General features: G+C 53.6%; 23 protein-coding genes and 1 tRNA gene. 2 read left to right on the top strand and 22 right to left on the bottom strand.

Features of this window, described 5'->3' with window-relative positions; all coding sequences use genetic code 11:
- Positions 1 to 2: 2 nt before the first annotated feature.
- The 15 genes from KNP86_RS03780 to KNP86_RS03710 form a co-directional block, all read right to left on the bottom strand.
- Entirely contained in the window at positions 3 to 743 is a 741-nt protein-coding gene (locus KNP86_RS03780) for an alpha/beta hydrolase (protein ID WP_138859079.1), read from the bottom strand.
- Between the two features lie 102 nt (positions 744 to 845).
- Positions 846 to 1,070 carry a preprotein translocase subunit SecG gene (secG, locus tag KNP86_RS03775; protein WP_012726902.1) on the bottom strand — a complete coding sequence of 75 codons (225 nt, stop codon included), beginning with the start codon at positions 1,068 to 1,070 and terminating at the stop codon, positions 846 to 848.
- Between the two features lie 73 nt (positions 1,071 to 1,143).
- The gene (locus tag KNP86_RS03770; protein ID WP_128124240.1) at positions 1,144 to 2,031 is read right to left on the bottom strand and encodes a YitT family protein; all 888 of its coding nucleotides are present in this window, start codon (positions 2,029 to 2,031) and stop codon (positions 1,144 to 1,146) included.
- Between the two features lie 55 nt (positions 2,032 to 2,086).
- On the bottom strand, positions 2,087 to 3,427 hold the full coding sequence (locus tag KNP86_RS03765; RefSeq protein WP_214752937.1) for a glycosyltransferase: 1,341 nt from the start codon (positions 3,425 to 3,427) through the stop codon (positions 2,087 to 2,089).
- Positions 3,424 to 4,632 carry a glycosyltransferase family 4 protein gene (locus KNP86_RS03760; protein ID WP_251130441.1) on the bottom strand — a complete coding sequence of 403 codons (1,209 nt, stop codon included), beginning with the start codon at positions 4,630 to 4,632 and terminating at the stop codon, positions 3,424 to 3,426. Before KNP86_RS03760 ends, KNP86_RS03765 begins: the two co-directional genes overlap by 4 nt.
- A gap of 21 nt (positions 4,633 to 4,653) precedes the next feature.
- The gene (gene galU, locus KNP86_RS03755) at positions 4,654 to 5,535 is read right to left on the bottom strand and encodes a UTP--glucose-1-phosphate uridylyltransferase GalU (RefSeq protein WP_214752933.1); all 882 of its coding nucleotides are present in this window, start codon (positions 5,533 to 5,535) and stop codon (positions 4,654 to 4,656) included.
- Positions 5,536 to 5,790: 255 nt separating this feature from the next.
- Entirely contained in the window at positions 5,791 to 6,588 is a 798-nt protein-coding gene (locus KNP86_RS03750; RefSeq protein ID WP_214752931.1) for an aminoglycoside phosphotransferase family protein, read from the bottom strand.
- 298 nt (positions 6,589 to 6,886) lie between these two features.
- Positions 6,887 to 8,179: a phosphopyruvate hydratase gene (eno, locus tag KNP86_RS03745; RefSeq protein ID WP_021065450.1), complete on the bottom strand. Its 1,293-nt coding sequence runs from the start codon at positions 8,177 to 8,179 to the stop codon at positions 6,887 to 6,889.
- Positions 8,180 to 8,216: 37 nt separating this feature from the next.
- Positions 8,217 to 9,755 carry a 2,3-bisphosphoglycerate-independent phosphoglycerate mutase gene (gene gpmI, locus KNP86_RS03740; protein WP_214752929.1) on the bottom strand — a complete coding sequence of 513 codons (1,539 nt, stop codon included), beginning with the start codon at positions 9,753 to 9,755 and terminating at the stop codon, positions 8,217 to 8,219.
- Positions 9,756 to 10,508 carry a triose-phosphate isomerase gene (gene tpiA, locus KNP86_RS03735; protein ID WP_034778525.1) on the bottom strand — a complete coding sequence of 251 codons (753 nt, stop codon included), beginning with the start codon at positions 10,506 to 10,508 and terminating at the stop codon, positions 9,756 to 9,758.
- Between the two features lie 18 nt (positions 10,509 to 10,526).
- Positions 10,527 to 11,711 carry a phosphoglycerate kinase gene (locus KNP86_RS03730; RefSeq protein ID WP_214752927.1) on the bottom strand — a complete coding sequence of 395 codons (1,185 nt, stop codon included), beginning with the start codon at positions 11,709 to 11,711 and terminating at the stop codon, positions 10,527 to 10,529.
- 98 nt (positions 11,712 to 11,809) lie between these two features.
- Positions 11,810 to 12,817, bottom strand: a complete 1,008-nt coding sequence (gene gap, locus KNP86_RS03725) for a type I glyceraldehyde-3-phosphate dehydrogenase (protein WP_034778529.1) — start codon at positions 12,815 to 12,817, stop codon at positions 11,810 to 11,812.
- 59 nt (positions 12,818 to 12,876) lie between these two features.
- Positions 12,877 to 13,905 (bottom strand): sugar-binding transcriptional regulator, encoded by a 1,029-nt coding sequence (locus KNP86_RS03720; protein ID WP_251130422.1) that lies wholly within the window; start codon positions 13,903 to 13,905, stop codon positions 12,877 to 12,879.
- Positions 13,906 to 14,014: 109 nt separating this feature from the next.
- Positions 14,015 to 14,272 (bottom strand): glutaredoxin family protein, encoded by a 258-nt coding sequence (locus KNP86_RS03715; RefSeq protein ID WP_034778531.1) that lies wholly within the window; start codon positions 14,270 to 14,272, stop codon positions 14,015 to 14,017.
- A 1-nt stretch (position 14,273) separates the two neighbouring features.
- Complete coding sequence (locus KNP86_RS03710) at positions 14,274 to 15,419, bottom strand: RNA polymerase factor sigma-54 (RefSeq protein WP_214752926.1); 1,146 nt, start codon at positions 15,417 to 15,419, stop codon at positions 14,274 to 14,276.
- A 122-nt stretch (positions 15,420 to 15,541) separates the two neighbouring features.
- Between KNP86_RS03710 and KNP86_RS03705 the strand changes: the two genes are divergently transcribed.
- Together KNP86_RS03705 and clpP are read left to right on the top strand one after the other, a co-directional pair.
- A tRNA-Arg gene (locus tag KNP86_RS03705) sits at positions 15,542 to 15,614 on the top strand.
- A gap of 151 nt (positions 15,615 to 15,765) precedes the next feature.
- Complete coding sequence (gene clpP / locus KNP86_RS03700) at positions 15,766 to 16,341, top strand: ATP-dependent Clp endopeptidase proteolytic subunit ClpP (RefSeq protein ID WP_138859072.1); 576 nt, start codon at positions 15,766 to 15,768, stop codon at positions 16,339 to 16,341.
- Positions 16,342 to 16,380: 39 nt separating this feature from the next.
- Here the strand turns inward: clpP and KNP86_RS03695 are convergent, their stop codons facing one another.
- The 7 genes from KNP86_RS03695 to trxB form a co-directional block, all read right to left on the bottom strand.
- The gene (locus KNP86_RS03695; protein WP_214752924.1) at positions 16,381 to 16,821 is read right to left on the bottom strand and encodes a hypothetical protein; all 441 of its coding nucleotides are present in this window, start codon (positions 16,819 to 16,821) and stop codon (positions 16,381 to 16,383) included.
- A 64-nt stretch (positions 16,822 to 16,885) separates the two neighbouring features.
- Positions 16,886 to 17,401 carry a DUF2179 domain-containing protein gene (locus tag KNP86_RS03690; RefSeq protein ID WP_021065440.1) on the bottom strand — a complete coding sequence of 172 codons (516 nt, stop codon included), beginning with the start codon at positions 17,399 to 17,401 and terminating at the stop codon, positions 16,886 to 16,888.
- Positions 17,402 to 17,496: 95 nt separating this feature from the next.
- Positions 17,497 to 17,733 carry a hypothetical protein gene (locus KNP86_RS03685; protein WP_021065439.1) on the bottom strand — a complete coding sequence of 79 codons (237 nt, stop codon included), beginning with the start codon at positions 17,731 to 17,733 and terminating at the stop codon, positions 17,497 to 17,499.
- A gap of 86 nt (positions 17,734 to 17,819) precedes the next feature.
- Positions 17,820 to 18,773 carry a DNA-binding protein WhiA gene (whiA, locus tag KNP86_RS03680; protein ID WP_034778536.1) on the bottom strand — a complete coding sequence of 318 codons (954 nt, stop codon included), beginning with the start codon at positions 18,771 to 18,773 and terminating at the stop codon, positions 17,820 to 17,822.
- 31 nt (positions 18,774 to 18,804) lie between these two features.
- A complete protein-coding gene (locus KNP86_RS03675; RefSeq protein WP_214752922.1) occupies positions 18,805 to 19,800 on the bottom strand; it encodes a gluconeogenesis factor YvcK family protein in 996 nt (331 codons plus the stop codon).
- A gap of 1 nt (position 19,801) precedes the next feature.
- Positions 19,802 to 20,674 (bottom strand): RNase adapter RapZ, encoded by an 873-nt coding sequence (gene rapZ / locus KNP86_RS03670; protein ID WP_029595053.1) that lies wholly within the window; start codon positions 20,672 to 20,674, stop codon positions 19,802 to 19,804.
- A 125-nt stretch (positions 20,675 to 20,799) separates the two neighbouring features.
- A complete protein-coding gene (gene trxB / locus KNP86_RS03665) occupies positions 20,800 to 21,753 on the bottom strand; it encodes a thioredoxin-disulfide reductase (protein WP_029595052.1) in 954 nt (317 codons plus the stop codon).
- Positions 21,754 to 21,798 lie beyond the last annotated feature (45 nt).

Here is a 21,798-nt window from a genome sequence, read left to right as displayed (position 1 = left end):
TTTTAGACTGACCAGTCTAACGTTTCGAGAAAATCGAGCACGTCCTGGTGCAGTTTCTCTTTTTCTTTATCGAGTGTGATCACGTGTCCCGACTCCTCATACATGAGCAGTTCTTTTTGGAACGCGTTGATTGCCTCGTAAATTTCGTGTGCAGATTCAGGATCGACCATTTGATCTTTCGCCCCTTGGACGACGAGCGCCGGGACGAAAATATCTTCGAGCTTCGTCGTCGTGTCACGGACGAAGGCACGGAGGTCCTTGAGCGTCGGCATCGGTTTGAAGTCCGCCATCTCCTGTTCGATCTGTTCAGGTGATTTGTCTTCTCGAGATTTATATTCTCGAGCGTAGGCTTTGACTCCTTTGTATAACCGGTCCTCGGCATCGATTCCGGTCGGGGCGCACATCGGGATGACGCCTTTGACGTTCTCCTGTGAAGCGAGGCGAAGCGACATGACGCCGCCGAGCGAGAGGCCACAGACGGCAATCTCCTCATAGCCTTTCTCTTTCAACGACTGGTAGGCGTTCAAGACGTCCTCCCACCAGTCCGCCGGTCCGTATTGAAGCAATTCTTCAGGCGGGACGGCATGGCCCCGGTACTGGGGACCCATACACGTATAGCCTTCTTTTTGCAGGAAACGACCGAGCATGCGGACATCCGCGCTCGATCCGGTAAAGCCATGTAACATCAACACGGCACGTGGTCCGCCTTCAAAGAAGAACGGTTTCGGTGCTGTAATCTTCATTGCTAACGTCATCTCCTCATACAATCCATTATTCCCAAAAAATAATTGAAAAAAACAAAAGCCGACCGCCTCACGTAAAAATCGAGAACGATCAGCCTTTCATCATAATGATGCGACTAGTAATCCTAAAATGAAAAACAATGTGCCTAGTACAGCTGCAGTTCGGTTCAAAACAGCGTCGAAGCCGCGCGCTTTCTGGCGGCCGAACAACTGCTCCGCGCCACCTGCAATCGCCCCAAGACCTTGCGACCGACCTGACATGAGCAGTACGACGACAATCAATAAAACAGCCACGACGAGCAGGCTGATTGTAGCGATCGTTTGCATAGTAGTCAGTTCCTCCTTCTTTTTACACGCTTCTTATTATATAGAAGTTGGCGTCAAAACACCAGCTTTCAAATTATCGGGACGGGTAGCTGAACCCTTCCCCGATGACTTCTTTCACTTGGTGGATGACGACGAAGGCACGTGGGTCTGTCACTTCGACGATTTTCTTGAGCGGGCCGACTTGGCGCTTGTCGACAATCATATATAGCATGTTCTTATCCTGCTTCGTATAGTAGCCGTGACCGTGGATAATCGTCGCCGAGCGGCCGAGCGTCTCCGTCAACACGACGGCGAGCTCTTCTTGTTTGTCACTGATAATCGTGACGGCCTTACGGATGTTGAGCCCTTCGGCGACGAGGTCGATGACCCACGAGCCGATGATGATGGCAATCAACGTATAGAGCACGACTTGTTCCCCGAGGATGAAGCCTGACGCCCCGACGACGATGGCATCGATGATGAACATCGACACGGCGACGCTCATGTGCAAATACCGCTCCATGAGGCGGGCGATGATGACCCCGCCCCCGGTCGTCCCGCCGACGCGGAGCACCATGCCGATGCCGACACCGATCATGATCCCGGCATACACCGCCGCGAGCAGTTTGTCCTCGGCCGGGCTGCCCCAGTCATGGGTCAAGCTGAGGAAGAACGACGTCGCGATGACAGCGACGACCGAATAGACCATCGTCCGGCGGTCGAGCAGCTTATAACCGACGATGAATAAAATCCCGTTCCCGATAATCGACGTGACCCCGAGGTCCCAGCCGAACAAGTAGTACAGAATGATGGTGACCCCGAGCAGGCCGCCTTCCGAAAAATCGTTCGGGACGGTGAAGTAGTTCACCCCGAACGCGAGAATGAATGAGCCGGCGACGATCCAGGCGATATCCTTCAAGGAAATCGATTGGAGCTTCTTCCAGACTTGTTGACGCAATAGATGTTGTTGTTGACGTTTCATTGGTTGTCCCCCTTCCATATAAAAAAGACCGCGGCACAAAGCCGCAGTCTAAGTCTTACTGTTGAACTGGCTTTGGCGCACCGTCTTTCATAATCGGCAACTTGCGGTCCACGACGTTCGTGTAGACGTTCAAGAGTGCCTCTTTTTCCAAATCCCAGTTATATTGCTCACGCGCCGTCTTCGTGTTCTCTTTGACACGGGCGTAGAGTGCTTGATCGTCGAGCAGGCGGTTGACGCCTTCGGCGATCGATTGTGGGTCGTGCGAATCGACGACGACACCGACGTCGTTGCCGGCGACGACACGTTCGATTTCCGGGAAGTCACATGAGACGACCGGTACTTCGGCCATCAAATATTCGAACAGTTTGTTCGATGACGCCGAGTAGTGGTTGAAGCAGACGTTGTTCAACACTTGGAAACCGAGATACGCGTTCATCGTATAGTACGGTAACGCCTCGACCGGTACTTTGTCAATCATCTTGACGCGGTCGCTGACGCCTTCGTCCTCGATCATCCGTTTGATGACTGGTTTGAGTTTTCCGTCCCCGATCATGACGAGCGTGCCTTCGTTGAAGTCCTTGACCGCGAGGATGAGCTGCTCGAGTCCGCGGCCGGCTTGAATGCCGCCTTGGTACAAGAGGATTTTCTCATCTTTCGGCAAGTCGAGGAGCGCATGCAAGTCTTTACGGAGCGAGAAGTCGAGCGGACGATAGAACGGATAGTTGTGGAGCACGTACGGATAGAAGCCGTAGAGCTCTTCGTTGTGCGCCGCGCGCGTGTGGTTCTCGACCATCATCGAATCGACATACGGCAAGAGCCAGCCTTCAAGGTTACTTTGGATATAGCCGTAACCGGTCCGGTCCGTCTGGACTTCATGCGAGTCGTAGACAATTTTGCCTTTGTTGACGATTTTCCCGGCGATCAACGCCTGCGGGAGCGTGTTCAAGTCGTTGGCGTGATAGAAATCGTACGACTTCTTCGTCGAAGTGAACACCATCTCAAGCATCGCGCTCGCATTGACGATGTTTTTACGCACCGGCGGGAACAAAATCGCACCTGCTGCCGCACCGAGTCCGAGCATCGTCAATGGTGCGAGGATGAACAATCCCGCGCCGACGAGTCCAGCCCCGAGCTGGCGTGTCTTCTTCTCAGACACCCATGTCCGAATCGATTTGAGCGCCTTCATCCCATTGGCGAGAATCGACGGCTGACGTTTGACGCGAATGACGCGGAACCCTTCCGGACGCATCTCTTCTTTCGGGAGCGACGGATTTTTCGGGTCTTGAAGCGCAATCAAATCGACTTCATAGCCCGCTTCGGCGAGCGCCGAGCATTCGCGCAAGACGCGCGCATCATTCGTAAAATGGTTCCATACAAACATACATACTGACTTCATCGTGTTTCCTCCATCGTTACTTTTTCGATCACGTCTTCGAGGACGTGTATATTGTTTTCCCAGCACAGATTCTCTTTCACATAACGGATCCCGTTCACACCGTATTTCTCACGCAACTCGGGACGTTCGAGCAATTTACGGAGCATGTGCTCGATCTCGTTGATGTCACGCTTCCGTGACACGTAACCGACCTCGGCCGCTTCGATGACATTCGCCGCATGGCCTGACACCGCCGCGACGATCGGTTTACCGACCGCCATGTAGTCGATCAGTTTGCCCGGGATGACCGTATCGAACACTTCTTGCTCGATCAGGCTGACGAACGCGACGTCCGCGTTCTTGATGGCTTGGAACGCCTCCGTCCGAGGCATCGCCTCGAGGAAGAGGAAGTTCTTGAAACCGCGGGCTTTAATCATGTCTTTCAACTCGTTCTTCCGGTACCCGTAGCCGATCAATTTGAAATGGACGCGCGGTTCGTCACGGAACCGCTCCGCAAGTTCAAGCAAGAGTGACACGTCTTGGGCGAGGCCCATGTTCCCGGCGTACAGGATTTCCATCCGGTCGTCCTCGGGGACCGTCCGCTCGAGATTGCGCTCGCTCTCACGAATCGAGTTCGGCATGTAGTGGATCATCTCGTTCTCGACGCCGCGCTGGCGAAGATAGCTGCGGAACCCTTCCGAGTTGATGATGATTTCATCGGCCGATTTGTAAAGACGCTTCTCGAACCAGAACGCCGGGGCGAGCATCCAGTCGTGTTTGAACACGCCGACGCCTTTCACCGACTCCGGCCAGAGGTCACGCACGTCCAAGATGAACGGGACGCCGTACTTGCGTTTCGCATACACGCCGACGAACGCCATAAAAAAAGACGGGGTCGTCGCAAAGACGACATCCGGTTTCGAGTCGAGCTTTTGGACGGCGGCGACGCCTTTGATCATCTGTTCCAAAAACAAAGCGAGCCGGCTCACCATGTTCGACGTATGTTTGCGCTTCTTCGTGATGAGCCGCTTGATGAACGGCTGATTGTTGAGCGCCTTGTCGTTCCAGAAGCGATCGTCTTTATACAAGTTGAAGTTCGGATACGATGGGGCGGCCGTGATGACCTCCACTTCGTATCCGCGTTCCTTCATGAGATGCGTGATATTTTGCATCCGGTTACCGGCACTGCCGATCTCCGGATAATAGTTTTGACAGACCATTAACATTGTTTTCAAAAATAACACACCTTACTGTTGTTCGAGTTCGTCCACGAAGCGCTTCAAGAGCGTGCGGACGTTGGCTTTTAAATCTGGGTCGCACAGCGCGTGGGCGATCGTCGCTTCGATGAAGCCGATCGGTTCCCCGACGTCATAGCGACGCCCGTCAAATTCATAGGCGAAGACGGTCTCCACCTCGTTCAAGCGGGCGATGGCGTCCGTCAATTGGATCTCGCCTCCCGTCCCGACTTCTTGCGCCGACAACGCCTCAAAGACGTCCGGCGTCAAAATGTAACGGCCGAGGATGGCGAGGTTCGATGGGGCTTCACCGACGGCCGGTTTCTCAACGAACGTCCGGACCGGGATGAGCTTTCCTTCGACGGCAAGCGGGTCAATTATACCATATCGATTCGTCATTTCATACGGGACGCGTTGCACCCCGATGATCGAGCGCTCATACTGCTCGTACTGGTCGATCAATTGCTTCGTCGCCGGCACGTCCGCCTCGATGATATCGTCCCCGAGCAGGACCGCGAACGGTTCGTCGCCGATGAACTTCCGGGCACACCAAATCGCGTGGCCGAGCCCTTTTGGTTCCTGTTGCCGTATGTAGTGGATGTTGGCGAGGTTCGACGAGTGGCGCACCGACTCGAGGAGCTCGGTCTTGCCTTTTGACTCGAGGTTCTGTTCAAGCTCGATGGCTCGGTCGAAATGGTCCTCGATGGCGCGCTTGTTCTTCCCAGTCACGATAATGATGTCCTCGATGCCGGAAGCGACGGCTTCTTCCACGATGAATTGAATCGTCGGTTTGTTGACGATCGGGAGCATCTCTTTTGGCATCGCCTTCGTCGCCGGCAAGAAGCGGGTACCGAGCCCGGCGGCCGGGATGATGGCTTTCCGTACGCGTGTCATGGACGTCTCTCCTTTTTGTAGTCTGTATCTGATTATACCCAATTTTCAAGCGTTCACGCACTCAAAAAAAACGGCCGTGACGCACGTCACGACCATTTCCGGTCTTCCATATACTTGTACAGGAAGTAACCACCGACACCGAGCGCAATGAGAAGAAGGAGAAAACCGCTGACCATCATGACGAACGCCTCCTTTCACCTACACTACTCTATTCCCGGAATGAACGGTCGGCAAGCCCTCGTCTGCCATCCTTTCTCAAAACCATTTCTTGCCGTTCGCCTCGATAAAACGATATTCTTCTTGATAATGCGTGTGGTGCCCTTCATCCATCATCGTTTGGAAAGCGACGTCCCCTTCTGAGGCGTTTCGTTCGATTAACCGATAGAGCGCCTCAATCCGCAATAGCAGCATGTCCAACAACTCCGATGTCGAACCTTCCCAGCCGTACGCTTCTAAGAAGAGCGCGACTCGTCGTTTGTATCTCACATCATCGCGCTCCGCCTCATAGTGGACGACCTCTCCCGACTCGGCTTGATGACGCCGGCTGAGCGGAACGAACGTATAGAGCGCGTAGACGATATCCCAGGCACGTGGTCCAGGTGCCGCCAAATCAAAGTCGATGACCCCTTCCATTTTGCCATCATGGAAAATCGTATTGTAGACGGCAAAGTCGTTGTGGCAAATCACGTCAAACGGTTCTGGCGTATCGTCGAGCGGTTGCCAGTCCGATGGCCATGCGACATCCGCCGTCGCGTCATGCAGCCGGCGCATCAGCCGAGCGGCATCCTGAATCGCCTCATCGGACCACATATAGGCTTTCAACGGATAATCAGCCGTCTCGCCTTCGAGGTACGTCAAGACCTCTCGGCCCTGTTCATCCACCCCGATAAATCGCGGCACGCCCGATATCCCCTTCGCCTCTAAGTGCTTTAACAAGCGATGGACATTCGCACTCCCCTCTTTCTGCGTCCGATAGACGTGATTCCCCTTTTTATAGACGATCGATACGTTCCCGCCGCTCAATCTTTCCTCTTGCTCATTTGATCGGTCCATCTAATCCCCCCTACTCTTCATCAGTCACGTTCAGTATACAGCAACAGGGGGTGTCGATGACGAGGAAGCTCGACACAGAGTCTTCACTCCCGTCAAAGCGGCACCGTGACTCTTGCAGGAAAGCAATCTAACGGAGACCCCGCAAGCACGAAGTGCGAGGAGGCTCCATGGATTGCCTGCAGAAAGCATCGGTGCCGCCAAGACGGGTTGACGATCACTCAGTCGTCCCGCCGTCTGATGAAGATAATCAAAACCACAAAAAAACAGGCCCGCACGAGGCGGACCTGAAAACAATCAATTATTTTTTGAGGTTGTAGAACGACTTGATGCCGTCGTATTTCGCTACATCGCCGAGCATGTCTTCGATGCGGAGAAGTTGGTTGTACTTCGCGATACGGTCTGTACGCGAGAGCGAACCAGTTTTGATTTGACCAGCGTTTGTCGCCACAGCGATGTCCGCGATTGTCGCATCTTCTGTTTCACCAGAACGGTGTGAGATAACAGCTGTGTAACCAGCTTTTTTAGCCATTTCGATCGCGTCGAATGTTTCTGTGAGCGTACCGATTTGGTTAACTTTGATGAGGATCGAGTTCGAGATTCCTTTTTCGATACCTTCAGCCAATTTCTCAGTGTTCGTTACGAAGAGGTCATCCCCAACGAGCTGAACTTTGTCACCGATTTTGTCAGTGAGCAATTTAAAGCCGTCCCAGTCGTTTTCGTCGCAACCGTCTTCGATTGAGATGATTGGGTATTTGCTTACGAGCTCAGCGTAGAAGTCTACGAGTTCTGCAGTTGTCATTGACTTGCCTTCGCCAGCGAGTTCGTACTTGCCAGTCGACTTGTCGTAGAACTCAGAAGACGCAACGTCCATTGCGAGGTAGATATCTTCGCCAGCTTTGTAACCAGCTTTTTCGATTGCTTCAAGGATAACTGTGATCGCTTCTTCGTTAGACTTAAGGTTTGGTGCGAAACCACCTTCGTCACCGACAGCTGTGTTAAGACCCATACCAGAAAGTACTGATTTGAGGGCGTGGAATACTTCTGCACCCATGCGGAGCGCTTCACGGAACGTTGGCGCGCCAACAGGCATGATCATGAACTCTTGGAAGTCAACGTTGTTGTCAGCGTGCGAACCACCGTTGATGATGTTCATCATTGGAGTTGGAAGTGTCTTCGCGTTGAATCCACCGAGGTACGTGTAAAGTGGAAGACCGAGCTCGTCTGCTGCTGCGTGCGCTGCTGCCATAGAGACACCAAGGATCGCGTTTGCGCCGAGTTTACCTTTGTTTTTCGTACCATCGAGCTCGATCATTTTCTTGTCGAGTGCGTTTTGGTCGAATACATCGTAACCGATGAGTTCTGGTGCGATTGTGTCGTTTACGTTAGCAACGGCTTTGAGTACGCCTTTACCAAGGTAACGTGACTTGTCGCCATCGCGGAGTTCGACTGCTTCGTGCTCACCAGTTGATGCGCCTGATGGGACGAGGGCACGGCCGAAACCGCCGTCTTCTGTGAAGACTTCTACTTCGATTGTTGGGTTACCGCGTGAATCCAAAATCTCGCGTGCGTAAATTTCTGTAATCATTGACATGAAAATTCGCTCCTTTTTGTTTGGAAAGTTTTTTGAGTTACTTCGTGACGATTGATGTGCCGGTCATTTCTGCCGGTTGCTCTCCACCGAGAAGGTGAAGAAGCGTCGGGGCGAGGTCGCATAACGCGCCTTGGAGAACTGGTTTCAGTTCCACCCCTTCTTTCGTGACGATACATGGTACAGGTTCCGTCGTGTGGGCCGTCATCGGTGAGCCGTCCGGGTTCGTGACGAGGTCAGCGTTCCCGTGGTCCGCCGTGATGATCGCCGCGCCGCCTTTGGCAATGAGTGCGTCCACTACTTTACCGAGGCATTCGTCGACGACTTCGACAGCTTTCTTCGTCGGTTCGAGCATACCGGAATGGCCGACCATGTCCGGGTTCGCGTAGTTGATGATATACGCGTCATATTCGTCAGATTCGATTCGCTCCAAGAGTCCTTCTGTGAGCTCATACGCGCTCATTTCAGGCTTCAAGTCGTACGTCGCCACTTTCGGTGACGGCACGAGGAAACGATCTTCACCTTCGAACGGTGTTTCTTGTTGTCCGTTCAAGAAGAACGTGACGTGCGGGTATTTCTCAGTTTCCGCGGCGCGGAGCTGTTTGTACCCTTGCGCGGCGAGAGTCTCACCGAGCGTGTTTTTCAAATCTTCCGGTGGGAAGACGATGTCCGTGTCGATTTCATCCGAGAACTTCGTCATCGAGACGAGCAAGATGTTCTCTGGATGTGTGTTCGAAAGTTCGAAGCCTTTGAAGCCGGTCTTCTCTTTGAACACTTTCGCGAGCTCGATGGCCCGGTCCGGACGGAAGTTGAAGAACATGATCGCGTCGTTATCTTTGATCGTCGCGACCGGTTGTCCGTCTTTCTCGATGACCGTCGGAAGAACGAATTCGTCCGTCAAGCCGTCTGCGTATGACTGTTTAAGCACGTCGACCGCATTCGTGCCGACTTCGCCTTTCGCGTTGACGAGCACGTCGTATACTTTCTCGACGCGTTCCCAACGGTTATCGCGGTCCATGGCATAGTAGCGTCCAGACACGCTAGCGACTTGACCGAGTCCGAGTTCAGCGAGCTTCGCTTCCGTCTGTTCGAGGAAGCCAGCGCCTGATTTCGGATCACAGTCACGGCCGTCCGTGAAAGCGTGAATGTATACTTTTTCGATGCCATGAAGTTTTGCGAACTCGACGATGGCGTACATGTGGTTGATGTGAGAGTGAATCCCACCGTCTGAGACGAGGCCCATGATGTGGAGGCTCGAATCATACTTTTTCACATGTCCGGCCAAGTGATTCATCGCTTGGCGGTCGAAGAGTGAACGGTCTTTGATGGCGTTGTTGACGCGTGAAAGTGACTGATAGACGACCCGGCCGGCACCGATGTTCAAGTGACCGACTTCCGAGTTCCCCATCTGACCTTCCGGAAGGCCGACGTACTCGCCTTTCGCGTTGAGGAGCGTATGTGGATACTGCTCCCAGTAGCGGTCGAAGTTCGGTTTGTTCGCCGCAGCGACCGCATTACCGAACGTTTCGTTCCGCATTCCAAAACCATCCAAGATGATGAGGGCGACTGGTCTTGCCATTTAAATCGCCTCCAACAACTTGAGGAACGAAGCAGCTTCAAGTGAAGCACCGCCGACGAGTGCGCCGTCGATGTCTTCTTGCGCCATATACTCCTTGATGTTCTCAGGTTTTACAGAACCGCCGTATTGGATGCGAACCGCAGCCGCCACGTCTTCACCGTAAAGACCTTTTACCACGTCACGAACATATTTGCATGAGCTTTGCGCATCTGCTTCGTCCGCTGATTTACCAGTGCCGATCGCCCAAACTGGCTCGTACGCGATGACGAGTTGTTTGACTTGGTCAGCTGAGAGGTCCGCGAGGCCACCTTCGACTTGCGTCTTGATGACTTCTTCGAACTTGTCGCCTTCGCGCTCTTCTAATGTTTCACCGACACAAACGATTGGCGTAAGACCGTGTTCGAACGCTTTTTTCGTTTTGCTGTTGATGAACGCATCAGATTCGCCGAAGTATTCGCGACGCTCTGAGTGTCCAAGGATGACGTATGTCACGCCGAGGTCAGCGACCATGGCCGGGCTGATTTCGCCTGTGTATGCCCCGCTGTCTTTGTCGTACATGTTTTGAGCACCGAGCTTAAGGTTTGACCCCTTCGCTGCTTCTACCATCGGTGCGAGAAAAAGTGCTGGTGCACCAATCGCCGCGTCAACTTTGTCCGTTGACGGGATGTTATTTTTAACTTCCTCTACGAAAGCGACAGCTTCCGAGAGTGTTTTGTTCATTTTCCAGTTACCTGCAATAATCGGTTTACGCATCGATAACCCTCCTCTATTTTACTTGTCGTTCAACGCTTCGACGCCTGGAAGTTTCTTGCCTTCCATGAATTCGAGTGAAGCGCCGCCACCAGTCGAGATGTGGCTCATTTGGTCAGCAAGGCCGAACTTGGCTGCTGCCGCGGCTGAGTCACCACCACCGATGATTGAGTATGCGTCGCTGTCTGCGAGTGCTTGAGCGACACCTTTCGTTCCGTTAGCGTACTTATCGAGTTCGAATACGCCCATCGGTCCGTTCCAAACGACAAGTTTCGATTCGCGAATCGCTTCCGCGTAAATTTCGACTGTCTTCGGTCCGATATCAAGACCCATGTGATCCGCAGGGATCGAGTCGATATCGACTGGTCCGACGTATGTCTCTTCGCCGAATTCTTTCGCAATGACACAGTCGACCGGCATCAAGAACTTCACGCCTTTGTCTTCTGCTTTTTTCATGAACTGACGAGCGAGGTCGAGCTTGTCTTCTTCAAGGAGTGACGTTCCGACTTCGTGCCCGAGTGCTTTCGAGAACGTGTACGAGAGACCGCCACCGATGATGAGTGTGTCAACGATGTCAAGAAGGTGGTCGATGACCCCAATCTTGTCAGCAACTTTCGATCCGCCGATAATCGCCGTGAACGGACGGTCTGGATTCGAGAGTGCCTTCCCGAGGACTTCAAGTTCTTTCTCCATCAAGAGACCAGCCACCGCGTGGTCCACGTTTTGCGCGATACCTTCTGTTGAAGCGTGGGCACGGTGAGCCGCACCGAACGCGTCGTTGACGAAGATATCCGCGAGTGCCGCGAAACCTTTCGCGAGTTCTGGATCGTTTTTCGTTTCACCAGGGTAGAAACGGACGTTCTCGAGAACGACGACGTCACCTTCACCAAGTTTTGAAACGGCTTCTTCTGCGACTGGACCGTACGCCTCTTCAACGAGGGGCACATCTTTGCCGAGAAGTTCAGCGAGACGTTTAGCGACCGGTGCGAGTGAGTACTCGAGGTTCTTCTCGCCTTTTGGACGGCCGAGGTGGCTCGCCAAAATGACTTTCGCGCCGCCTTCGATCAAGTGTTTGATCGTCGGAAGAGCCGCTTGGATCCGCGTTTCATCTTGAATGACGCGATCTTTGAGTGGAACGTTGAAGTCAACGCGGCAAAAGACGCGTTTCCCTTTTACATCGATGTCACGAATAGACTGTTTGTTCATAACCTTCGCCTCCATATGTCGTGCGTGTCAATTTCATAAATAGAGCGGAGAACAATCTCTTGTTTCCGCTCCTATTTGATTCTATTTAGTTCACGAACTTACTTCGCGATTTCAGCGAAGTGCTTGAGTGTGCGAACCAATTGTGCAGTGTAAGACATTTCGTTGTCGTACCAAGAAACTGTCTTAACGAGTTGCTTGTCGCCAACTGTCATTACTTTAGTTTGTGTCGCATCGAAGAGTGAACCGTAAGTGATTCCGACGATGTCAGAAGATACGATTTCGTCTTCAGTGTAACCGAATGACTCGTTCGCTGCTTTTTTCATTGCTGCGTTGATTTCGTCAACAGATACAGTTTTCTCAAGAACTGTTACGAGCTCTGTGAGTGAACCTGTAGCAACTGGTACACGTTGTGCCGCACCGTCAAGTTTACCTTGAAGTTCTGGGATAACGAGGCCGATCGCTTTAGCCGCACCAGTTGTGTTCGGTACGATGTTTGCTGCTGCCGCACGTGCACGACGGAAGTCGCCTTTCGGGTGTGGAGCGTCAAGCGTGTTTTGGTCGCCTGTGTAAGCGTGGATTGTTGTCATGAGACCTTCAACGATTCCGAACTGGTCTTGGAGAACTTTCGCCATTGGCGCCAAGCAGTTTGTCGTACAAGAAGCACCAGAGATTACTGTCTCAGTACCATCAAGGATGTCGTGGTTTGTGTTGTAAACAACAGTCTTCATGTCACCTGTAGCCGGAGCCGAGATCACAACTTTTTTCGCGCCAGCTTTCAAGTGAAGCTCCGCTTTTTCTTTTGCTGTGAAGAAACCAGTACATTCGAGAACGATGTCAACACCGAGCTCGCCCCATGGAAGTTCTTCTGGGTTGCGGTTAGCAAGTGTAACGACTTTCTCGCCGTTTACGAGGAAGTGACCGTCGTGTACTTCTACTTCTCCGTCGAAACGACCTTGTGTCGTGTCATACTTGAGAAGGTGAGCGAGCATCTTCGTGTCAGTCAAGTCGTTGATTGCAACAACTTCGACTCCTTCGTTTTTGATGATCTCGCGGAATGCCAAACGACCAATACGTCCAAATCCGTTAATACCAACTTTTACTGCCATAGTTAATTTCCTCCTTAGGGTAGAAGCTATTTATTGAAGAGCCAACGGGGGTCAACTCTTTAATAACGATTTAATAATTCTGTCGCCGCACCTTCGTCTGTGACGAGGATGATGTTCGGCGTGTGTTTCGCATATGCGGCAATCGCTTGTGCCTTCGATTTCCCTCCGGCGACCGCGATGACGGTGTCCATGTCGTCAAGCTCCTCTAATTGGATCCCGACCGTCTTGACCCGATGAACGATTTCACCTTCGGCGTTGAAGTAATATCCGAACGCCTCGGCGACGGCATCATGCCGTTCGATCATCCACAAATGCTCTGGTGACGCGTGACGGCGTTTCGCCATCGTTTCCGCCTCACCAATTCCATGTACCACAATTCGCGCCGCTCTAATCATTTCCAGGACATTTTTTATGCTAGGTTCCTCCACCATCCGCTCGAACGTCTCTTGCGAAACCTCGTCCGGAATGTGGAGTAAATGATAGTCGGCATGGGCCCGGTCGGCCATTCGAGAACAGACGGTGTTCGCCTGTAACTCAAGCGTCTCCCCGAGTCCGCCGCGTGCCGGCACGAAATGCATCGGCCGTTCTTTTTTATCGGGCGACATCATGGCCGCAACCGATGCCATCGTCGTCCCGCCTGTGACCGCGATGATATTGTCGTCAGGCGCCAGTCGCGCTTTCAGCTGCGTGACGGCGGCCCGACCGATATCTCGCTGGACCCAGAACGTCTCGTCGGAATCACCCGGTACGATGACGACTTGGCGAACGCCTAGTTTTCGCTCGAGTTCTCGTGCGACTTCCGAGATTCCTAGGATCTCTCCCATGACCTCGTGCAAGTCTCTGAGAACGTTTCGGCCCGATTCCGTAAGGGAAATACCTTGAGTAGCGACCATCAATAGACCTTGGTCTTTCAAAAAGTCGACTTCTCGTCTTAGGATTCGTTCCGTCAGCCCGAGGCTTGTGGCGAGTGTCCGGCGGCCGATTGGCTGCATCAACCGGACGTAATGTAAGATGTCGTAACGATGTCGGAGCGTATCGAGCATGTCGGGAACGATTTGCTTCTGAACTTGAATCAGCTGCTGGATCATACTCATTCCCCCTCGACTTAAAGCATGGACAATTTTTGTCCCACTTTTATATTTGCGTCCCGCCGCTACGACTTCATCTTATCAATGACCTTTCCGTCTTGCAACCCCTTCAAACGTTTTTTTTCGATGTAAGCGTATACTTAACAAAATCTTCAACTTTACTGTCATCGTATCGCCCTTGACTAATGACGCGCCCCTCGTGTAAGACGACGGGGATCTCGAACAAGTACTTCGCCTCGAGTTCTTCGTTGCCCGTGATGTCGACCTGCTCGAGTTCGAACGGATAGTCTTCCATGAGCCATTCGAGCATGACGAGTGCCTCCTCGCAGAGCGAACAGTTGGCACGCCGGTATAATGTCAGCACCATGTCAGTCCCCTCCTTTCCATAGTTGTCGTTCCCGCTCCCGCGAGTTCCCAAAACCGAGCGCTTCCCGATAGTTCGCCACGGTCCGTCGTGTCACCGTATAGCCGATCCGGGCCAACTCTCGCATGAGTGCGGCGTCACTCAAAGGTGACGTCTCTTGTTGAATCAGTTCGGCGAGCGCCTTTTTCACCATGAACGGCGATTGCCCATGATCCGTGGACCTGACGAAAAAGTGGCGCCACGCCATGACACCGCCCTCGGTCGCCACATACTTTCCTTGGATGGCCCGTCCGACGGTCGACTCGTGCTTGCCGATCCGTTCGGCGACTTCTTTCCGCGTCAACGGATGCAAGACGAGGTTGCCGTCGAGCCAGTCCGCCTGACGTTCCGCGATGACCGTCCATACTGAATGAAGCGTCGCGTTCCGCATCTCGAGCGTCTCGTGCCACCACTTCGCCTCGCGGTCGTCCCCGATTCGAGTCGCATCGAGCGTTGGGCTGAACCATGTTGTCACAAGCTCACCGTCACGCCGGACGACTTCGAGTTCCGGTACGATATGCTCGGTTCCTTCATATAATATTGGTGTTTTCGGTAACGTCGCCACGATACGGGTCACCCGGTCGAACTCGGCCACCGAGATGTCGAGTCGGCCCGGGATGTCATCAACGTTCGCGTCGAGCGCCTCGAACACGTCCAAGACGAGCGGGTCGTCATGTTCAATCGCATGCCGGTATTGGCAGTCACGCTCATTCTTCGCCCCGATCCCCGTCGGTTCTAAAAACAAGAGCGCCTGGCGTGCCGCCTCAATGTCCGCCACATCGACCTCGAACCGATGGGCGAGCACGAAGTCACTATCAGGTAAGAGGCCGCGGTGGTCTAGCGCGAGGACGAGCCGCTTTTGAAGCATACGTTGGACCTCGTTCCCACTTCCTTCCTCGATCTGTTCGAACAGACGCGACTCGAACCCGCTCGCCGTGTCCTCCACCCATTCGACCGCGCCGCTGCCGATGGCGATGTTCGGGTTCCGCTTTGACAAGCGGCCAAGCTGAAAAGCGATCGCGGTCCGGTCTGCTTCGAGAACCGGAAGACGCCTGACCATGTCCTGGGTCAGCTGTTGCTTTTGAAGTTGCTGTTGTTCTTGGCGTTGCATCGGTCACACCCCTCTCATTTCCTATTGTAGCGAAAGGCGGGAAAACGCGCTCAAAAAAAGTGAGACGAACAGGATTGCTTTTTTAAAAAAACAAATGTATAATAAATCGTGTCAGAGAACATGCACCCGTAGCTCAGGGGATAGAGCACTGGTTTCCGGTGCCAGGTGTCGGGAGTTCGAATCTCTCCGGGTGTATCATAGCAAGAGGTCAGGCAGATGCCTGGCCTCTTTTGTCGTTTTAGAATCGTCAAACCGTGGAATAGGTCAAAAACGATGACTATCGTTTGACCAACATTGACTATAGCGGTATGATATGTTTACAACCTACATAAAGGAGGCAGATTCAATGTTAATTCCAACAGTTATCGAACAAACAGGTCGCGGGGAACGCGCGTACGATATTTACTCACGCTTGCTCAAGGACCGCATCATCTTGCTCGGAAGTGCGATCGACGACAACGTCGCCAACTCGATCGTTGCCCAGCTCCTCTTCCTTGCAGCCGAGGACCCAGATAAGGACATCTCACTTTACATCAACAGCCCGGGTGGTTCGATCACTTCCGGAATGGCGATTTATGACACGATGAACTTCATCAAACCGAACGTGTCGACGATTTGTATCGGAATGGCCGCATCGATGGGTGCCTTCTTGCTCCAAGCCGGTGAAAAAGGCAAACGCTTCGCGCTTCCAAACGCGGAGATCATGATTCACCAACCGCTCGGCGGTACGCAAGGTCAAGCATCGGACATCAAGATCCATGCTGAACGCATCATCAAAATGCGCGAGAAATTGAACCAAATCATGGCCGACAACACAGGCCAGCCGCTTGAAGTCATCGAGCGCGACACAGAGCGCGACTACTTCATGTCAGCTGAACAAGCGAAAGACTACGGTCTCATCGACAAGGTCATGACGCGTTAATGACGCAACCCCATCCTCCTCAGAGGATGGGGTTTTTGTTTACTCTTCGACCTCGACCCCGAACACATAGCGGCTGTCCCCACGCGGCCACTCCCCGCCCGTCTCGAACAAATAGACACCCGGTTCGTCTGGGACGACGGGTTCAGACCGTACGAGCTCACCATCGATGATTTGATGGAATGAGGCGTTCGACGGCTCGGCATGGAACTCGACATCAATCTCGGCACCCGGTTCGACGGGCACGAGCTGCAAGTCGTCCGCTTCCGGCAACCCATGGTCTTCACATACCGCCTCGTCCCCATTGGACCAGCAGAACGTCGACTGCTTCACCTCGGCCGTCACCGACCCGACCCGTACCGTCGGGAGCGGTGGTTTGATCGAGGACTCCGACTTCCAAAACGAGGTGGCGAACAACGCGCCGCCGACGAGAATCAACCCAACCACGACGATCCATAACCCTTTTCGTCTCAATTCGCTCATCTCCTTTGTATTTTGTATTCCCGTTCCACGAAAAAGAACGACCCACTTTTGTGAGTCGTCCCGTTCATTTCGGGCGTCGGAGCCCTTTCATCATATAGCCGCCTTTAAAGTCGATCGGGTCAAATGCGACGAGGAACGCCTTCGGCTCATACTCCTCGACCATTTGCCGCAAATCTTTCATCCGTGTCCGCGCCGCCAACACGTCGAGACGATAACGGATACCGTCACGTCCTTGCCCTTGGTAGTGCGTCACGCCATAACCGCTGTCGCGCATCTTTTGGATGAGCTCGGCCGGAAACTCTTGCGTGTGGACCTGGATCATATTGTAGCCGATGGCAAGCTTCCGCTCGACGTAACCGCCGACGAGAATCCCGAGCCCGAATCCGACCGCGTAGACGATCATGCCGAGCGTCGTCAAATCTTGGAACACGATACCGAGCGCAAAGATATAGATGAGCGTCTCAAGCGTCCCGAACAACCCCGCAATCATCGTTTTTCCTTTGACGAGCATGATGGTCCGAAGCGTCAGCACCGGTACGTAGACGAGTTGTAATACTAGGATGAGCAAGATTTGCCCCATAGGATCGACCTCCATTCGAATTCAATATAACCACTATTCCAAATTTTAAGGCCGGATGCAACCAAAAAAGGCTGACCGCAGTCAGCCTTTCGCAATTATTTGTCTAAGTTATCCACGCTCGTGAGCAGTTCATAATCTTTGCGGATGACCTGATAGATGGCGTTCGTGTCACCTGACAATACTTCTTCCGCGCGCAATTGGTTGAGGAAGAGGCTTGTCGCGAACGTGACGAGGGCGCTTTTCGGGATCCCGATTTGTTTCGCACGCTCCGTGATGACCTGGTCTAAATCAGCGTCGATCGTGAGCGAGATTCTTTTCTTTGCATTCGACATAATCATGAAGCTCCTTTAAGTTACATTTCTAAGTCCTATACACAATTGCTAATTATATAGGAAGAATGGTTTTGGTGCAACCGGGGTCACGATGAGCTGATTTCTTCACCGTTTCGCACCTTGTCCGCGATCTGGTCGATCTTGCGGAGCCGATGGTTGATCCCCGATTTCGAGATCGGTCCCGTCTCGAGCATCTCGCCGAGTTCTTGGAGCGAGACGTCTTGATGGGTGACCCGGAGCTCGGCGATTTCCCGGAGTTTGACCGGTAAGATTTCAAGCCCGACCGTGCGCTCGAGGAACTTGATGTTCTCGACTTGGCGGAGCGCCGCCCCGACAGTCTTGTTCAAGTTCGCCGTCTCACAGTTGACGAGCCGGTTGACCGAGTTGCGCATGTCTTTGATGATACGCGCGTCCTCGAAGTCGAGCATGCCGCGCGTCGCCCCGATGAGTTTCAGGAAGTCCGAGATCTTTTCACTCTCTTTGATATAGAGGATGTGCCCTTTCTTCCGCTCGAGCGTCTTCGCGTTCAAGCCGAAGCGGTTGGCGAGGTCACGGAGCGCCTGGTTATGGTTCTCGTACAGGCTGTACACCTCGAGGTGATATGACGACGTCTTCGGATGGTTGATCGACCCGCCGGCAAGGAACGACCCGCGTAAATAGGCACGGGCGAGGTTCTCGTCACGTGTCATGTCCGAGTTGAGCGTGCGGATCATCTCGTAGTTCTCCCCGAGGATTTCAAGGTCTCGAAGCATCGTCTCGGCACGCTGGGCGACCCGGACGATATAGACGTTGTTCTTCTTCAACCGCATTTTCTTCCGTACGAACAAATCGAGATGATGGTCGTACAGCCGTTTCATGAGGGAATAGATTCGACGTGCGATGGCGGCGTTCTCGGTCGAGACGTCGAGCGTCATCCCTCGCCCTAAAGCGAGCGAGATGACGCCGTTCATCCGGACGAGTGCGGATAGTTCCGCTTTCGCCTCGGCATCGGTCACGACGAGTTGCGTCAATTCTTTTTTGACGTCAGAGGCAAAGCTCATGCCGGTCCCCTCCTTTCTGTTCAATCACAACTTATTTCAGCTCAAGTTCTTGGAACGAGCGTGGTTTCTTGATGCGCAGGACGCGTTGCATGACGAGTCCGGCGATGGCGTCCGAGTCGTGGCGGATATAGTCACGGTTATAGTCGACGATGTCCCCCGCGAGCACGTTCGTGCCGTAATTTCGAAGCTTCTTCCGATCGAAGCGGACTTCTTCCGAGCCGTCCTCGAGGTAACGCTCTAAATAGATGTCCTCGATCGGCTCGTTGTTGACGACGATCGTGTCGACCGTCGACTTGCCGAGATATGCCTCGATCGATTTCAAATGTTTCATCGCGTCATACCCTTTCGTCTCACCAGGCTGCGTCATGACGTTGCAGATGTAGACGACCGGTTTACCCGAGCGGACGATGGCGTCACGCACTTCTGGAATCAAGAGGTTCGGGATGATGCTCGTATACAAGCTCCCTGGACCGAGCACGATCAGATCGGCGTCCTCGATCGCCTCGACGACACCAGCCGCCGGCTTGATGCCTTCCTCGAGCAAGAACAGACGCTTGATTTGTTTCTCGACGAGCGGGATCTTTGATTCACCTTTGACGATCGTCCCGTCCTCGAACTCGGCGGCGAGCGTCATGAGTGTCTCCGTCACCGGGAGCACCTTGCCTTGGGCGTTCAACAGCTGCGACAAGACGTCGACCGCCTTGACGAACGAGCCTTCACAGATGTGCGTCGCCGCCGTCAACATGAGGTTGCCGAGCGAGTGCCCTTCGAGCCCGTAACCGCTGTCGAACCGATACTGCAAAATCTTGTCCATGAGTGGCTCGACCTCGGACAAGGCGAGGATGACGTTCCGGATGTCGCCCGGCGGTAACATATGGAACTCGTCACGGAGGCGCCCCGAGCTGCCCCCGTCGTCCCCGACCGTGACGATGGCCGTGATGTCGAGCGGATAATGCTTCAAGCCCCGGACGAGCGTCGAGAGGCCCGTCCCTCCACCGATGGCCACCACTTTTCTATCGCGTCTCATCTTATTTCTCCTTCGTCGCATGCGCGAGATCGCGATGGACGGTTTTGACGTTATAGCGCTCGGCGAAATGGGCCGACACTTTCTCGGCGAACGTGATCGAACGGTGCTTCCCGCCCGTACAGCCGAAGGCGACGACGACTTGCGTCTTCCCTTCGCGCTTGTACTGCGGCAACAGGAATTCGAGCATGTCGATCAGTTTTTTATAGAACGCCCGCGCCTCGGGGTGCGACATGACGTAATTCTGGACTTCTTCCGTCTGCCCGGTGAGCGGACGGAGTTCCGGGATATAGAACGGGTTCGTGATGAAGCGGACGTCGAACAACAGGTCGATGTCGAGCGGGACGCCGTGTTTGAACCCGAACGACATGAAGTTGACCGTGAACGGGATCCGTTCTTCGTTGAACTGGAGCAAGATGCGGTCTTTGAGCATCTGCGGCTTCAAATCGCTCGTATCGTAGAGCGTATGGGCCCGGTCACGGAACCCTTCGAGCAACGAGCGCTCCATCCCGATGCCGACGAGCGGTGCGTCTTCCGGGGCGAGCGGATGCGACCGGCGCGTCTCCTTGTAGCGGCGCACGAGCACTTCGTCCCGTGTGTCGAGATACAACAAGTGCGGGTGTACGTTCTTCTGTTCCAAGTCGTCGATGACGATGAACAGGCTGTCGATGAAGTCGCGCGTCCTTGTGTCGATCGCGACGGCGATCTTCGGCCGGACCGAGCTGATGACATCGATCAATTGCGGCAAGAGCACCGGCGGCAAGTTATCGACGCAAAAATAGCCGAGATCCTCAAAGCTATTCATTGCGACCGATTTCCCGGCCCCGCTCATCCCGCTGATGATGATCAATTCTTCTAATCCTTTAAAGTCTTCCATGTCACTGACGCCCCCTTAAAATTGACAACCGAGCCGTGTGTGCAGCTCTCTTCTGTCCTTAGTATAACGAACGTCCGAAAAAAAGAGAAGGGATTGCGGTCGCCCGCAATCCCTTCTGCCTCATGTCACGCGTTTTGTTCGTGCAACGCCTCGAGGAGCCCCTCGATATAGTGTTGCGCGTTTTGAGCGGCAATCGATCCGTCGTTCGTCGCGGTGACGACTTGACGGAGCGTCTTGTCGCGTACGTCGCCGGCTGCGAAAATCCCTGGGATCTTCGTCTCCATCGCTTCGTTCGTGACGATATAGCCTTGCTCGTTCGTGATGCCGAGGTCTTTGACGAAACCAGTGATCGGGTTCATACCAATATAGATGAACACACCGTCGATTTCGTGGTCCGACTCGGTCCCATCGACCGTGCTTACGAGACGTGCCCCACCGACTTTACCATCCGCTTCCACGATCTCTTTGAGCGTGTGGTTCCAGATGAAGTCGATTTTCGGGTTGTCGAACGCCCGTTTTTGAAGAATCTTCTGCGCGCGAAGCTCGTCGCGACGGTGAACGATTGTCACCTTGTCAGCAAAACGTGTCAAGAACACGCCTTCCTCGACAGCTGAGTCGCCGCCGCCGATGACGAACAAGTTCTTCCCTTTGAAGAACGCCCCGTCACAGACCGCACAATACGATACACCGCGGCCGCCGAGCTCTTCTTCGCCCGGGACACCGATTTTCTTGTATTGTGCGCCAGAAGCGAGGATGATCGCCCGTGCTTTATAGTCACGGTTGTGCGCGTGGACGACTTTATATTCCGTCTCGTCCGAGATGCTTTGGACGTCGCCATAAGCGTACTCCGCCCCGAATGCTTTCGAGTGGTCGAACATTTTTTGAGACAAGTCTGGGCCGAGGATGCTGTCATAGCCCGGATAGTTTTCGATATCTTCCGTGTTCGCCATCTGTCCACCTGGGATACCGCGTTCGATCATAAGTGTCGATAAGTTGGCACGCGACGCGTAAAGTGCCGCCGTCATTCCGGCTGGGCCGGCCCCGATGATAATGACGTCATAGATTTTTTCTTCTGTCATAATGATTCCACCTCTGCATGAAATTGATTGACTTCAGTATAAGAA

Origin of the sequence: Exiguobacterium sp. s16, assembly GCF_018618115.1 — a bacterium.
Classification (GTDB): domain Bacteria; phylum Bacillota; class Bacilli; order Exiguobacteriales; family Exiguobacteriaceae; genus Exiguobacterium; species Exiguobacterium mexicanum_A.
This window is presented reverse-complemented; position numbering and strand designations above follow the sequence as displayed.